The sequence below is a fragment of the Paraburkholderia sp. BR10882 genome, assembly GCF_040948855.1.
Taxonomy (GTDB): Bacteria; Pseudomonadota; Gammaproteobacteria; order Burkholderiales; family Burkholderiaceae; genus Paraburkholderia; species Paraburkholderia nodosa_A.
The window spans coordinates 1-13,150 of the sequence record NZ_JBFPKP010000038.1; the positions used below are offsets into that span (position 1 = coordinate 1).

Annotated in this window: 14 protein-coding genes and 1 pseudogene; 7 read left to right on the forward strand and 8 right to left on the reverse strand. The window is 63.1% G+C overall.

Going from position 1 to position 13,150, the window contains the following annotated elements; genetic code table 11:
- Positions 1–9 precede the first annotated feature (9 nt).
- Positions 10–294: a hypothetical protein gene (locus tag AB3X99_RS39785; RefSeq protein WP_368661939.1), complete on the reverse strand. Its 285-nt coding sequence runs from the start codon at positions 292–294 to the stop codon at positions 10–12.
- Positions 295–425: 131 nt separating this feature from the next.
- Between AB3X99_RS39785 and AB3X99_RS39790 the strand changes: the two genes are divergently transcribed.
- Positions 426–923, forward strand: coding sequence for a hypothetical protein (locus tag AB3X99_RS39790; protein WP_141710721.1), 498 nt, complete (start codon positions 426–428; stop codon positions 921–923).
- 105 nt (positions 924–1,028) lie between these two features.
- Here the strand turns inward: AB3X99_RS39790 and AB3X99_RS39795 are convergent.
- Positions 1,029–1,163, reverse strand: a pseudogene (locus tag AB3X99_RS39795) (NAD(P)-binding domain-containing protein); the annotation flags it as partial.
- A 64-nt stretch (positions 1,164–1,227) separates the two neighbouring features.
- Entirely contained in the window at positions 1,228–1,968 is a 741-nt protein-coding gene (locus AB3X99_RS39800; protein WP_069265773.1) for an SDR family NAD(P)-dependent oxidoreductase, read from the reverse strand.
- Between the two features lie 121 nt (positions 1,969–2,089).
- Here AB3X99_RS39800 and AB3X99_RS39805 point away from each other — a divergent pair, with 121 nt between their 5' ends.
- Positions 2,090–2,980 carry a LysR family transcriptional regulator gene (locus AB3X99_RS39805; RefSeq protein WP_069265772.1) on the forward strand — a complete coding sequence of 297 codons (891 nt, stop codon included), beginning with the start codon at positions 2,090–2,092 and terminating at the stop codon, positions 2,978–2,980.
- 27 nt (positions 2,981–3,007) lie between these two features.
- On the opposite strand, the gene AB3X99_RS39810 is transcribed toward AB3X99_RS39805, so the two are convergent.
- Positions 3,008–3,898: a LysR substrate-binding domain-containing protein gene (locus AB3X99_RS39810; RefSeq protein ID WP_342949077.1), complete on the reverse strand. Its 891-nt coding sequence runs from the start codon at positions 3,896–3,898 to the stop codon at positions 3,008–3,010.
- Between the two features lie 101 nt (positions 3,899–3,999).
- Here AB3X99_RS39810 and AB3X99_RS39815 point away from each other — a divergent pair, with 101 nt between their 5' ends.
- Positions 4,000–4,590: a LysE family translocator gene (locus AB3X99_RS39815; protein ID WP_069265770.1), complete on the forward strand. Its 591-nt coding sequence runs from the start codon at positions 4,000–4,002 to the stop codon at positions 4,588–4,590.
- Positions 4,591–4,592: 2 nt separating this feature from the next.
- Positions 4,593–4,985 carry a cupin domain-containing protein gene (locus tag AB3X99_RS39820; protein ID WP_368661940.1) on the forward strand — a complete coding sequence of 131 codons (393 nt, stop codon included), beginning with the start codon at positions 4,593–4,595 and terminating at the stop codon, positions 4,983–4,985.
- A gap of 34 nt (positions 4,986–5,019) precedes the next feature.
- Here the strand turns inward: AB3X99_RS39820 and AB3X99_RS39825 are convergent, their stop codons facing one another.
- Positions 5,020–6,108: an NADH:flavin oxidoreductase/NADH oxidase gene (locus AB3X99_RS39825; protein WP_368602353.1), complete on the reverse strand. Its 1,089-nt coding sequence runs from the start codon at positions 6,106–6,108 to the stop codon at positions 5,020–5,022.
- A gap of 236 nt (positions 6,109–6,344) precedes the next feature.
- Between AB3X99_RS39825 and AB3X99_RS39830 the strand changes: the two genes are divergently transcribed.
- The gene (locus tag AB3X99_RS39830; protein WP_368661941.1) at positions 6,345–6,767 is read left to right on the forward strand and encodes a hypothetical protein; all 423 of its coding nucleotides are present in this window, start codon (positions 6,345–6,347) and stop codon (positions 6,765–6,767) included.
- Between the two features lie 210 nt (positions 6,768–6,977).
- Complete coding sequence (locus tag AB3X99_RS39835; RefSeq protein ID WP_368607069.1) at positions 6,978–8,105, forward strand: aminotransferase class V-fold PLP-dependent enzyme; 1,128 nt, start codon at positions 6,978–6,980, stop codon at positions 8,103–8,105.
- Between the two features lie 92 nt (positions 8,106–8,197).
- Here the strand turns inward: AB3X99_RS39835 and AB3X99_RS39840 are convergent, their stop codons facing one another.
- Both AB3X99_RS39840 and AB3X99_RS39845 read right to left on the reverse strand, forming a co-directional pair.
- A complete protein-coding gene (locus AB3X99_RS39840; protein WP_069265766.1) occupies positions 8,198–8,893 on the reverse strand; it encodes a 4-carboxy-4-hydroxy-2-oxoadipate aldolase/oxaloacetate decarboxylase in 696 nt (231 codons plus the stop codon).
- Positions 8,890–9,621, reverse strand: coding sequence for a PIG-L deacetylase family protein (locus tag AB3X99_RS39845; protein ID WP_368661942.1), 732 nt, complete (start codon positions 9,619–9,621; stop codon positions 8,890–8,892). The genes AB3X99_RS39840 and AB3X99_RS39845 overlap by 4 nt, the downstream gene beginning before the upstream one ends.
- 510 nt (positions 9,622–10,131) lie before the next feature.
- On the opposite strand from AB3X99_RS39845, the gene AB3X99_RS39850 reads away from it, so the two are divergent.
- Positions 10,132–12,363 (forward strand): TonB-dependent receptor, encoded by a 2,232-nt coding sequence (locus AB3X99_RS39850; protein WP_368661943.1) that lies wholly within the window; start codon positions 10,132–10,134, stop codon positions 12,361–12,363.
- Positions 12,364–12,464: 101 nt separating this feature from the next.
- On the opposite strand, the gene AB3X99_RS39855 is transcribed toward AB3X99_RS39850, so the two are convergent.
- Entirely contained in the window at positions 12,465–13,133 is a 669-nt protein-coding gene (locus AB3X99_RS39855) for an O-methyltransferase (protein ID WP_368607062.1), read from the reverse strand.
- Positions 13,134–13,150 lie beyond the last annotated feature (17 nt).

The window sequence follows — 13,150 nt, forward strand, 5'->3', positions numbered from 1 at the left end:
CCTGCCCGTTCATGATCCGATCTTCGACACTGCGTGAGCTGCAACCCGTGAAAGACAAAACCTGAACCCCGCAAAAGCGGACACTTGAACTTGGCCGGGAAGCGGACATCTGAAAATGGCTTTGACACGCGCGCGCAGCGTACGGATATCCGCCCCTTCGACACCGATCTCCCATAGCAGGCGCGATTCACCCATCGGGCGGCCTCGTCCGAGGAAATGATCGTCGATAGCGCCGATGCTTTCCGCGACGATGCGGTTAAACCGACGAATCTGAGGAATCGAGGACGCGCTCATATCTCTGACTCTAGTCAGAGATATCGAATCCGTCAACCGCGCATGCATTGCCCCGCTCGTCGAGTCAAACAAATGCGATGCCAGGGTTAACCTCGATAAATATATGCATAACGCACGCCGTAATAGTGGAGATGAGAACGCTAACGTTTGCGCAGAGACTACGAGCAGGCAGGAACCAAGAACCCACTAACCGGAGTCATTGCGCCCGCATCGCGCTCGCAGCCTTCGTCACCGCCCTCGCGGGATGCGGAAATGCCGTTTCGGATTCGGACATCCAGTTCGTCACGGCCGCCATGCCGGCGCAATTCGAGGCGTTCCGCATGTACGGCGCGGTCCCCTTTCGCGACGGCTCACCCGGTTTGTCTGCTCATGCGCCGGCCAGGCTCCAGCAGGGCTGCGAGGCGGTCGTTCGTTCGGCGAAGGGCAGCTTTCGCGAGTCGGTGGTCCTCGACAGCGAATCGGCCGAGTACTTCGAACTCGATGTCTCGCGTACGCCCGACGGATGGACTGTGACAACCGACAGCCTTGCCGCACCGAGCGGCAACTCCGTGGGACTTCGCACCCAGTTCACGAACTGCCTGACCGCAATCAAGGACAAGCTTCGGGCCCAGCCGGAGCGGGTACAGTGAGCCATGCTCCCGCATGGCGAACGGGCAGCGTCCGTCCACAAGCAACGCCATGCCCGTTATGAAAGCGCTCTCGCGGCAAGCGAGTTAGCGCGCGGCCGGTCAATCCAGCGACGGCCCAATCTGCGCTGCGAGCGAATCGACCGGGCGTCTGCCTGCCATGGCTACCTCGATGCCCTGATCGGCAAATGCCTGCGCGATGGCCGTGCCGATCTTGCCGAGCCCGATGATTGCATAGCTCATTGCACCATCCATTCGTATTCCTGAATAACAGAAAATCACTTTGGCCGATTGTGTGCATCGGTTGTCAGACCTGGCCGATGCCGCCGTCATTCATCAGATCCGCGCCCGTCATATACGAACTCTGTTCGGAGGCGAGAAAGAGTGCCGCGCTGGCCATCTCCTCGGCGCGGGCGAGTCGACCGAGCGGGACCATGCTTTTGTACATGCTCACCAGATCCTCGCGCGTCGCCGACTGGGCGTCGAGTATCGGCGTGTCGGTGACGCCAGGACTGAGCATGTTGACGCGAATGCCGCGATCCTTGAATTCGGCGGCCCAGGTGCGCGCATAGGAACGCAACGCGGCCTTGGTCGCCGCGTAGGCCGTGTGCCCGGGAATGCCCATGACGTGCATGGCCGAAGAAACCAGGATGATCGATCCGCCCCCTGTCATCATCGGCAGCAGCTTCTGCACCAGAAAGACGGGGCCGCGCGCCATGAGGTTGAATGCCTTGTCGAAATGCTCCGGGGTGATGGTGTCGATCGAAGCCTGCTCGGTAAAGCCCGCGTTCGACACGATGATGTCCACGACACCCTTTTCTTCCCTGACCGCCGCGGCGACGCGGTCGAGGTCATCGAGGTTCGCGGCGTCGGCCTGGATCGCAGTCACGTTGCGTCCGATCAGTTTGGCAGCCTCTTCGAGCGGACCTTGCCTACGGCCAAAGATAAAGACGTGCGCGCCTTCGGCGACGAACCGCTGGGCAATCGCCAAGCCGATACCTGTCGTTGCGCCGCTAATGACGGCGACCTTGCCTGTGAGAGTCGACATTGAAATTCCTGCTTGTTGGTGAACGGAATCGACATCGTAATTGCCGCCCCAACGAATGATAATCAGCGGAGTTATCATGAGATCTATTCTTCGAGGGAATGGGTCTCACGAGAGACGTGCAATGGATCGATTTCACGAATTGAACGCCTTCATCGCCGTTGTCGAAGCGGGCGGCTTTTCCGCAGCGGCGCGTAGAACCGGCGATTCACAGTCCGCCATCAGCAAGGCGATCGGTGCGCTGGAAAAACGCCTCGGCGTGCAGCTATTGAACCGCAGCACACGCAGCGTGACTCTCACTGATCAAGGGCAGAAATACTACGAGCGCACCAAGCCGTTGCTCGACGAAATCGAGGTAGCCGACAACGAACTGAGCAGCAGTACGCTCGATGTCTCGGGCCTGGCCCGCATCGCCGCCGCCTCGACGTTCGGCCGCCTGCACGTTCTCCCGCTCATTCCCGAACTGCTGTCGCGCCATCCTGGTCTTCGGGTCGATCTCGTGTTGTCGGATTTCGTTCGCGATATGGTGGAGGATCGAATCGATCTCGCGATTCGCGTGGGCACCATCAACGATCCAGATTCGGTCGTGCGGAAAATCGCGAGCACCCCGCTGGTCTGCGTGGGATCGCGCCGCTATTTCGAGCAACACGGCATACCGAAGGATCCTGCGGAACTCGCGAGGCACAATTGCCTCGTCTATGGCGGCCTGATGGAATCGGCGAACTGGCCGTTTCATGGGCCGCAAGGGCGCTTCAACGTGCCGGTCCAAGGCAACCTGTCGTCCAATAGCGTCGAGACGATACGATCGGCCGTGCTCGCGGGTGTGGGAATCGGCCTCTTCGCGAAGCTCTCGCTCTCCGCCGAACTCGAGCATCCCGACATCGTCACCGTGCTGGACGACTTCATTGGGGACGCCCGTGATGTCAGCATCGTCTGGCCGAGCCGTCGCTTCGTGCCTGCGCGCGTGCGCCGGATCACCGACTTTTTTGCGGATGCCCTACCGCAGCGCTTGTAGAAGCGCGACGGCCTCGAACGCAAGAGATCAGGCAACGCTCGCGAGCTGCGGGCGTCGAGTGCCTGCGTCGTTCGACATCGATTCGCGCACGTGGCGCGCGAATTCCTGCGCCGCGGGCTGAACCGTCGCGGGCAATCGCAGGCAGATCGCGAACGGTGGCAGCGCGGGCAAGCCGGTTGCTTGAGGCGCGAGCGTCTCGAGGTCGGCCGGCACCGTGGAGGCGAGCCAGGTCGTGATCGCGAGGCCCGCACGCACCGTCGCAGCGGTCGCCTCGATGTTGCCGCTCTCGAATACCGTGCGCCACGCAATGCCCTCCTCCGCGAGCGCGCCGAGCACGACCGGCCGGAAGGCACATCGCTCGTCCACCATCGACAGCGGCAACGGCCGCTTCTGCCAGGCATCGCTGCCGCGCCCCTTGACCCACACCAACGGCTCGATGCGGACGACTTCGCCTTCGGCTTCGCTCTCGACATATTCGACCAGCGATATATCCACGCGGCCGCTATGCACCGCTTCGCTCAATTCCGGCGACGCCGCACACACGAGCGAAATCTCCACTTGCGGATGCGCATCGGCGAACGCCTTCATCGCCGGGGCGAGCGGTGTCACGAGATCGTATGGCACGCCCACGCGCAGGCTGCCGCGCAGTGATCGGCCCGCCATATCGGCCCAGATTTCGTCGTTCAACTGCAGCAGCTGGCGCGCCTTCACGAGAAATGACTCGCCATGGCGCGATAGCTCCAGCTTGCGCGTCTTGCGCACGAACAGCAGGCAATCCAGCACGTCTTCGAGACGCTTCACCTGCTGGCTCACGGCGCCTTGCGTCATATGCAGCAGATTCGCGGCGACCGTCATGCTGCCGCTGTCGGCGACGGCAACAAAGGTGCGGATCAGATCGAGGTCGAGGTTTCGGCTCATGGATGCATTATGCCGCGTAATGAATCGCATCAGGATTATTGCCTTTGATGATGTGTCGGCGATCCGTACAGTGCAAGTTTCATTCTTCCGGATCTGCACCGATGACCTCGATCCTGCCGCTTCTCCTGTTTGTCGTCATTGCGACCGTGACGCCCGGCGGCGCCACCACGCTCGCCACCGCTTCGGGTGCGCGCTTCGGTTTCGCGCGTTCGATTCCGCTGATGCTCGGCATCGCGATCGGCCTGGCTGTGCTCGCCGCCGTCGCCGGGCTCGGCCTGGGCGGTCTGCTGCTCGCGCTGCCGTCGCTGCAAACGGCGGTCAAGGCAGTCGGCTCCGCGTATCTGCTGTGGCTCGCGTGGCGCATCGCGCGCAGCGGGCCGCCGAACGCAGGTAACGGCCCCGCGCACCCCATCACGCTCGTCAACGGATTCCTGCTGCTATGGCTCAACCCGAAAAGCTGGGCGATGACGATCGGCGCCGCGGCGTCGTTCGCGCTGCTCGCAAGCAGTCCGAACCGACTCGCGCTGCTGCTCAGCGCTGCGTTCGGCGTGGCCGCATGCGTCTCGCTCGCGCTGTGGTGTGCGCTCGGCGTGCTGCTCGCCCGCCTCTTTCGCACGCCGCGCCATTGGCGCATCCTTAACCTTGCGATGGGCGTACTGCTCGCCGCATCCGTCATTCCAGCATGGAGATAACGATGTCTGGTCATCCGTTTGCCGAATCGTTCGACCTCGAAGCCGCATTCGCCGGCGTGTCCGATTACTGGTCGCCGAAAGTCGTCGCCCAGGTCAACGATCAGTACGTGAAGGTCGCCAAAGTGCGCGGGCAGCTCGTGTGGCACGACCACGAGCACGAGGACGAACTGTTCTTCGTCGTGCGCGGGCACCTGAAAATCGAGTATGAGGGCGGGCGTGTCGTCGATCTGCCCGCGGGCTCGATGCACGTCGTGCCGCGCGGCACGCTGCACAATCCCGTCGCAGAGGACGAATGCTGGGTCGTGCTGATCGAGCCCGTGCAGACATTGCATACCGGGCGCGTGGAATCGCCGTTGACGAGGACGATCGACGAGCAGTTGGGCCAAGCGCGCTGAGGCGGCCTGGCCCGCGGACATCGACATCGCCGCTTCAAACAAACACCTTTTGCAGCCGACTGGGTTGAGCGCGAAGATACTGCTTCGGCGCCCTGACCTGGGCTCCGAAGTGAGCGGCAGCGTGCCATGGCCAGCGCGGGTCGAAAAGCACCGCTCGGGCCAGCGCGATCAGATCGGCGTCTCGCGTGCTGAGGATGGATTCGGCTTGTTCGAACTCGGTGATCATGCCGACGGCGATGACAGGGAGCGTCGTCGCCTGCTTCACGGCCCGCGCGAAGGGAACCTGATAGCCGGGCCCGACGGGAATTTGCGCGGCGGGGTTCGAGCCGCCACTCGAGACATTGATCGCGGCGCAGCCCCTGGCCTCCAGTGCGTGGACAAAAGCGATCGCGTCGTGCACGGACCACCCGCCGTCTACCCAGTCCGTCGCGGAGATCCGCATCGTCACGGGGCGATCGTGCGAAAACGCGTCTCGCACGGCTTCGAAGACCTCGAGTGGAAATCGCATGCGGTTTTCCAGCGAGCCGCCGTACTCGTCGTCCCTGTGGTTCGAGAGCGGCGAAAGGAATTGATGGAGCAGATACCCGTGCCCACCGAGGATTTGAATGAAGTTCAGGTCGAGCCGTGAGGCGCGTTGCGCGGCGGCCGCGAAGGCATCGCGAATCGCGGCCAGTCCGCTGCGGTCCAGGGCAGTGGGTGGTGTCTCACCGGCCGCGAAAGCAACCGGGGATGGGCCGTAGGTGTTCCAGCCGTTTGCGCGACCATGAGGAATCTGTGCGCCGCCGTCCCATAACTTCTGCCGCGAGCCTTTTCGGCCGGCATGGTTGAGCTGGATCCCAATCGGCGTGTCGGACCAGCGCCGAACGCTCTGCAGCACGCGCGCCATGGCGAATTCGCTCTCGTCGGAATAGAGCCCTACGTCGCCGTAACTCGTGCGCCCGCCGGGGGTGACCGCCGTCCCCTCGATGGTGAGCGCCGCCGCACCGGAAAGTGCCAGTTGGCCGAGATGAATCAGGTGCCAATCGTTCATCAGCCCTTCTTCGGCCGAGTACTGGGCCATCGGGGCGATCACGATCCGGTTGGCGAGGTTCAGGTTGCCGATTTGTATCGGCGTGAACAGCATTGGATGGCTCGAACCGGTGCCAGTCGTGGCGCCGCTATTGGCGGCGCCTTTGCCTGCGGGTGTGGACATGAAAATCTTCTGCCGGGTGATGAGTGACAGGTAGATCGTAGTGGCCACATGACGGAGCGATAATTCGCAGATTCTTCATAAGCCCGATTCCCGACGAGAATAGCCATGAGCGGCAGCATGCGGCCGCGCCAGAGCGGTTATGCTGTGCGTCAACGCAGGAGGCATGCATGGCAGAAACGTGGCAATTCCAGGTCCGCATCACCGTCGTGCCCGAGTTGGCCGATGCGCTGCGGGACAACCGCTCCTACTCGGGGCGCGACTTACTCGAAGCCGTCTTGCGCGATTACGACGCTTCCTTGAAGTGCCAGTTCGACGCATTCGCCGATTATGTCGAAGAGGCGGAACGCGCCGGGCGGGAACGTTATCCGCTATATCAATGGACGAAAGAGACGATCGCCAATCCAGCGAAAAAGGCGAAGTACCTGAAGTCGTTCGCGATATACGTTGGCGGTGAAGCGGTCTACGACAGGGAAAGCGCCGACGGGCTGTATGCGCGGCTCTCGGCCCTCGCTGACCAGCTGGGCATCGAAAGCGTGAACCGGTTCGACACGAACCCGGCCAACAATCCGCAGCCGCCCGCGCGCACGTGAGACAGACACCGGTTCTGCCGCATCGCACCATTGCCCCGGGCCACCAGGCGCTTTGTACTTGCGCCAGATAGCACAGAAAAATATGCCCCAGCCTGCAGACGGCATTCGTTAGAATCTATTTTCGTCGCGACAACCAACCCATCTGCATGGGTGCAGCAGCATCGAATCGCACATGCTGCTCACCTTGTTCATCCTTTATCGGAGGCGAGCGTGTCAGGTTTACTTCCCAATGTCGACCGCGAGGGACTCCTCGAATATTCAGTGGTTTACACCGACCGCTCGATCAATCACATGTCGCAGCTCTTTCAGGGCGTCATGCGGGATATCTCCAGCTCCCTGAAAAAAGTCTACAACGCGAAGTCGGTCGTGATCGTCCCAGGCAGCGGGACTTTCGGCATGGAAGCCGTTGCCCGGCAGTTCGCGACGAACAGGAAGTGCCTCGTCATTCGCAATGGCTGGTTCAGTTTCCGCTGGTCGCAGATTTTCGACATGGGCAGCATTCCCTCTGAATCGATCGTGTTGAAGGCGCGCCCAGTCGAACAGGGAAGGCAGGCCGCCTATGCGCCGCCCCCGGTCGAAGAAGTCGTCGCGGCGATCAAGGAGAACAAGCCCGATCTGGTCTTTGCGCCGCATGTCGAAACCGCATCGGGAATGATGCTGCCCGATGCGTATCTGCGCGCGGTGGCCGACGCCGTGCATGCCGTAGGCGGCATGTTCGTACTCGACTGCATCGCCTCCGGTACGGTCTGGGTCGACATGGAGAAAAGCGGCGTCGATATCCTGATCAGCGCACCGCAAAAGGGCTGGAGCGCGTCACCCTGTTGCGCGCTCGTCATGCTCGGCCCGCTCGCGCGCGAACGGATCGACGCAACGACCAGCACCAGCTTCGCCTGCGATCTTCGCAAGTGGCTGCAGATCATGGAAGCCTATGAGAGCGGCGGATTCGCTTACCACGCAACCATGCCCACGGACAGTCTCGCGACGCTGCGCGACGTGATCAAGGAAACCGAGGCATACGGCTTTGACAAGGTAATGGCGGAGCAGCTCGAACTCGGCAAGCGTATTCGCTCGCTGCTCGTGAGCAAGGGTTTCCGAAGCGTCGCGGCCGAAGGTTTCGAGGCACCGGGCGTCGTGGTCAGCTATTCGGACGACGACGGCATACGATCCGGCAAGAAGTTCGCCGATGCCGGCGTGCAGATCGCGGCTGGCGTTCCCCTCCAATGCGACGAGCCTGAAGACTTCAAGACCTTCCGCATCGGGTTATTCGGCCTCGAAAAACTGCATGACATCGAAGGCACGGTCGCGAGGTTCGCGAAGGCGTTGGACCGCATTCTTTAACCCGCTTCGTCAGGTCATCGCGAAGCGAAACGAGCGCCCTTGCGGCGCTCGTTGTCGTTTTGGCGCCTCGTGTGAAGTCAAACGCTGCGGACTCAGGCGTCTGCCGGCGTGTCGACGTAGCGCAGACCCTTTTCGGCCAGGCGCTCGCGCATGCCGTAATAGTCGAGGCCGAGCGTGCCGCCGGCGAGCACCGCGCGCGTCTTTTCTTCCTTGGCGAGGCGCGCCTGGGTCGCTTCCACGACCTTCGCAACGGTGGCGAACGGCACCACGACCACGCCGTCGTCGTCGGCCACGATGACGTCGCCCGGGTGCACGATCTGCTGCGCGCACACCACCGGCACGTTCACCGAACCGAGCGTTTCCTTCACCGTGCCTTGCGCCGAAACGGCCTTCGACCACACCGGGAAGTCCATCGCCTTCAGTGCGCGCACGTCGCGGCAACCCGCGTCGATGATCAGGCCGCGCACGCCGCGCGCCGCGAGCGAGGTGGCGAGCAGCTCGCCGAAGTAGCCATCTTCGCAAGGCGAAGTGGGTGCAGCCACCACCACGTCGCCTTCGCGACACTGCTCCACGGCCACGTGCAGCATCCAGTTGTCCGAGGGCGGCATGAGCACGGTCACGGCCGAGCCCGCGATCGCGGCGCCCGAATAAATGGGCCGCAGATACGTGGCGAGCAGGCCGAGACGGCTTTGCGCCTCGTGCACGGTGGCCGTGCCGGCTTCCTTGAGGATTTCGATGTGACGCGCGTCGGCGCGCGGAATCTGGGTGACGACGACACCACGTTTCATGACAGATCTCCCACCACTGCGGGCGTCAGGCGCATATAGCCTTCCGCGTATTGAATGTCGCGCTTCGCCGTAATGCCGATGTTGCGCTTGGCCTGCACGCCGCGCTGTTGCGCGACACGCGTGTAGTACTCCCAAAGGTGTTCCTGGCCCGCCATGCATTCGATGGCGCGGCGTTTCACGTCCCACACTTCGGTGATGTCGAGGAAGGTGTTCGGAATCCACTCGCACTGCTCGGTCTGGTGCGGTTCGAATGCGTAGACCGGCGGCGCGCCGACGATCTTCTGCCCCGGATTGTGGCCTTCGGCCTGGGCGATGATGCGCGCTTCCTGCGCCACGTGCATCGCGAGCGGATGATCGAAGTTGTACGGGTCTTTCTGCGAATGGCTCAGCACGAACGCGGGCTGCATGTCGCGATAAACGTCGACGAGGCGCAGAAGCGCTTCATCGGAAACGCGCAGCGGGTAATCGCCCAGATCGAAGAACTCGCACTCCGCGCCCAGAATCTCGGCGGCGGCGAGCGCCTCCTCGCGGCGCGCGGCCTTCACTTTCTCGATGGTCATGTCGGGGCCCTTGCGCCAGAGCTTCGCAGACTCGCCGCGCTCGCCAAACGAGAGACACACCACCTTCACGCGATAGCCGTTCTTCTTGTGCAGGGCAATCGCACCGCCCGCGCGCCATACGAAATCCGCGCTGTGTGCGCTCACCACGAGCATCGATTTTTCAGTCATTTCCGGTTCACCAGACGTCGAACATCACGAAGCCTCATTGTAGGTTTGAGCGCGCCGTGCGAACCAACGAAAGGACTGCCGAAAGGCATCGAATCTGCTTATCGGCGCCGCATGGAACGCGCCTCGAAAACGGGCCAGGCCGCGTCTTGCCCATGCGGCGTCAAGCGTCTCGCTGTGCATTGGTTGAGCGCGCAACGACGCTGGACGACGCCGCGCGTTCGCGCGGCGCACGCAAACCTTGTGACCCCGAATTTCCCAAGCTTTCGTTGCGCCCACATCGAATGCCCGACACTGAAATTGTTGCGTAAACGCCGAATACACCTACTGACAGCAATATTTAAATAACACGCATTCTCATTTGCAATACAATCCGCATACTTTTCCGGGCCGCTCATGGGGCCAGCTCCGCGAGCTCTGTCTGGCCGGCAAAGCATAACCATTCGCCCGGAGCCTGCGCACAGCGCCAAGGCATCACGAGGCGCCAGCGCTACCTTCGCTACGACCTTTTTTATGTCCGCATCCCGTCTGCACCCGCCTTTCAATTTGCCTTCGCATTTCCCCGCTTCCCGGGTTGCGATCCTCGCCGCCATCGTCGTCGCGTTCAGCCTGCCCGCCGCGGCGTTCGCGCAAACCGCCGACGCGCCCGCCGCAGCGAGCGGCGCCGCCGCAACCGGTAGCGCCAGCAACGCCACGCTGCCCACCGTGAAAGTGCAGGCGTCCCAGGAAACGCTGCCGGGCGACCTGCAGCCGACCTTTGGCGGCGGCCACGTGGCGCGCGGCGGCGATTTCGGCGTGCTCGGTTCGCAGAAGAACATCGACGTGCCGTTCAGCATGACGACGTACACCGCGAAGCTGATCGAGGACCAGCAGGCGCGCACCATTGCCGATGTGCTCTCGAACGATCCGGCCGTGCGCACCGCCTACGGTTACGGCAACTTCCAGGAGGTATACGTCATTCGCGGCTTCACGCTCGACAGCGACGATATCTCGCTCAACGGCCTGTACGGCATCACGCCGCGCCAGCTCGTCGAGACGGCTGCGCTCGAGCGCGTGGACATCTTCAAGGGTGCGAGCGCATTCCTGAACGGCGCGGCGCCCAACGGCACCTCGATCGGCGGCAGCGTGAACCTGCAACTGAAGCGCGCCGACGACAAACCGCTCACGCGCGTGACGCTCGAAGGCAGCGCCTCGGGCGAGTTCGGCACGCATATCGACGTGGGCCGCCGCTTCGGCGACAACGACCAGTTCGGCATTCGCGTGAACCAGTACAACCGCGACGGCGAAACGAGCATCGACAGCGAAATGCGCCGCGCCAACCAGACGGCCGTGGCGCTCGACTGGCGCGGCGAGAAGCTGCGTCTCGAAGGCGACTTCATGTATCAGCGTCAGCACGTTTCGGACGGCCGCCCCGTCGTCTACGTGCTCGGCGACGAGATTCCCAATGTCCCTTCGGCAACGCACAACTACGCGCAGACCTGGTCGTATAGCGACGCGGAAGACACCGTCGGCATCCTGCGCGCCGAATACGACTTCCTGCCCGGCTGGACCGCGTATGTGACGGGCGGCGTGCGCCACACGAACGAGCACGGCGAATACTTCTCGCCCTACTACACCGATCCCACGACCACCACCGGCTCGCGCCTGGGCGTCGTGCGCAAGGAAGGCGCGACCTCGGCGGAAACTGGCGTGCGCGGCCACTTCAACACCGGTCCGGTGAGCCACTTCGTAACCGCGGGCGCCTCGATCGTGCGCGTGGAAACGCAGTCGGGCTGGACGCTTTCCAATTCGTTCCCGACCAGCCTCTACAGCGGCGTGCAGGTGCCGTATCCGGCGACGGCCTATCAGGCCGGCATGGACGGCAACCCGCCGATCACGGCACTGAATCTGATGCGCAGCGTCTCGGCCTCGGACACGCTCGGCTTCTTCCACGACCGCGTGCTGTTTACGGTGGGCGTGCGTCACCAGGAGATCCTGTCGAACGGCTACTCGTCGTCGACGCTGCTGCAGACCTCGAACTACAACGACTCGATCACCACGCCGCTGTTCGGCCTCGTCATCAAGCCGTGGGAGAACGTCTCGATCTACGCGAACCGCAGCGAGTCGCTTTCGGCGGGCGGCATTGCGCCCCAGGGCACGACGAACTACGGCGACCAGCTCGCGCCGGAGCGCACGAAGCAGTATGAAGTGGGCGCGAAGTACGACAACGGCAAGTACGGCGCGCAGCTCGCGCTGTTCCAGCTCGAAAAGCCGCAGACCTACACCAACAGCGCGGGCGCCTATGTGGCCAACGGCAACGAGCGCCATCGCGGCGTGGAAGCGTCGGTGTTCGGCGAGGTGTACAAGGGCGTGCGTCTGATCGCGGGCGCAACCTGGATCAACGCCGTGCAACTCGACACCGACGCGGGTTCGACCGACGGCAAGACCCCGGTAGGCGTGCCGAGCTTCCTGCTCAACCTGGGCGCCGAATACGACGTGCCCGGGGTGCAGGGCCTCACGCTTTCGGCACGCTGGACGCATACGGGTCCGCAGTATTTCGATGCGGCCAACACCATGTCGATCAAGGCGTGGGACACCGTGGACATCGGCGCGCGCTATGCGACGAACGTGTTCGGCCGTCCGACTACGTTCCGCGCCAATGTTTATAACCTCGCCAACAAGGCGTACTGGTCGTCGACCAACGGTGGCTATCTGACGATGGGCGCGCCGCGTACCGTGTTGTTCTCGATGACGACGGACTTCTGACCGGCGATCGTCAGCGCGTCGCTAGACGGACGAAGGGCCGGGCAGTTCATCTGCCAGGCCCTTTTTGCCTTTGGCGCATGTGTATGGGCGATCGACGTTTGCTACCCGCCCACCACCGTGATCGCAAACCCGTCCCAGCCTTTGCTGCCCACCGTCTGCACAGCCGTGGTCGCAAGCCGCCTGTCGTTTCCAAGCATGTCGAAGTAGCGACGCAAGCCGACCACATCGTCCTCGTGATGCGCGGGGTCGGCCACGCGCCCTTCGCGCACCACGTTATCGGCCACGATCACCGTACCCGGGCGCGAAAGCTGCAGCACGCGTTCGAGGTAATTCGGGTTGTTGCTCTTGTCCGCGTCGATAAACACGAAGTCGAACGGCGGCACGCCTTGCGCGACGAGCGCATCGAGCGATTCGAGCGCGAGGCCCGTCATGACCGTCACCTTCGCATCGAGCCCCGCCCGCGCGATGTTGGCCCGCGCAACGGCCGCGTTTTCCGGGCTGAATTCGAGCGACACCATCGCGCCGTCATCGGGCAGCGCGCGAGCGAGCCAGATCGCGCTATAGCCGCCCAGCGTGCCGATTTCGAGGATGCGCCGCGCGCCCTGGATGCGCGCGAGCAGATGCAGAAACTTGCCCTGATTCGGTGCCACGTTGATCGCGCGAAGGCCCGCTTTGGCGCTTGCGGCGAGCGCGCCGTCGAGCGCATCATCGGGACCGATCAGCCGCTCGCAGAACCAGTCGTCCACTGCTTGCCACGTTTGCTCGTTCATTACCCTGCTCCGCTTCT

Excerpts from the sequence above, each read along its gene's own strand:
- AB3X99_RS39855 (WP_368607062.1), bottom strand. The coding sequence starts at position 13,133 with ATGAACGAGCAAACGTGGCAAGCAGTGGACGACTGGTTCTGCGAGCGG.
- AB3X99_RS39850 (WP_368661943.1), top strand. The coding sequence starts at position 10,132 with ATGTCCGCATCCCGTCTGCACCCGCCTTTCAATTTGCCTTCGCATTTC.
- AB3X99_RS39840 (WP_069265766.1), bottom strand. The coding sequence starts at position 8,893 with ATGAAACGTGGTGTCGTCGTCACCCAGATTCCGCGCGCCGACGCGCGT.
- AB3X99_RS39790 (WP_141710721.1), top strand. The coding sequence starts at position 426 with ATGAGAACGCTAACGTTTGCGCAGAGACTACGAGCAGGCAGGAACCAA.
- AB3X99_RS39805 (WP_069265772.1), top strand. The coding sequence starts at position 2,090 with ATGGATCGATTTCACGAATTGAACGCCTTCATCGCCGTTGTCGAAGCG.
- AB3X99_RS39800 (WP_069265773.1), bottom strand. The coding sequence starts at position 1,968 with ATGTCGACTCTCACAGGCAAGGTCGCCGTCATTAGCGGCGCAACGACA.
- AB3X99_RS39785 (WP_368661939.1), bottom strand. The coding sequence starts at position 294 with ATGAGCGCGTCCTCGATTCCTCAGATTCGTCGGTTTAACCGCATCGTC.
- AB3X99_RS39845 (WP_368661942.1), bottom strand. The coding sequence starts at position 9,621 with ATGACTGAAAAATCGATGCTCGTGGTGAGCGCACACAGCGCGGATTTC.
- AB3X99_RS39825 (WP_368602353.1), bottom strand. The coding sequence starts at position 6,108 with ATGCTGTTCACGCCGATACAAATCGGCAACCTGAACCTCGCCAACCGG.
- AB3X99_RS39830 (WP_368661941.1), top strand. The coding sequence starts at position 6,345 with ATGGCAGAAACGTGGCAATTCCAGGTCCGCATCACCGTCGTGCCCGAG.
- AB3X99_RS39810 (WP_342949077.1), bottom strand. The coding sequence starts at position 3,898 with ATGAGCCGAAACCTCGACCTCGATCTGATCCGCACCTTTGTTGCCGTC.
- AB3X99_RS39815 (WP_069265770.1), top strand. The coding sequence starts at position 4,000 with ATGACCTCGATCCTGCCGCTTCTCCTGTTTGTCGTCATTGCGACCGTG.
- AB3X99_RS39820 (WP_368661940.1), top strand. The coding sequence starts at position 4,593 with ATGTCTGGTCATCCGTTTGCCGAATCGTTCGACCTCGAAGCCGCATTC.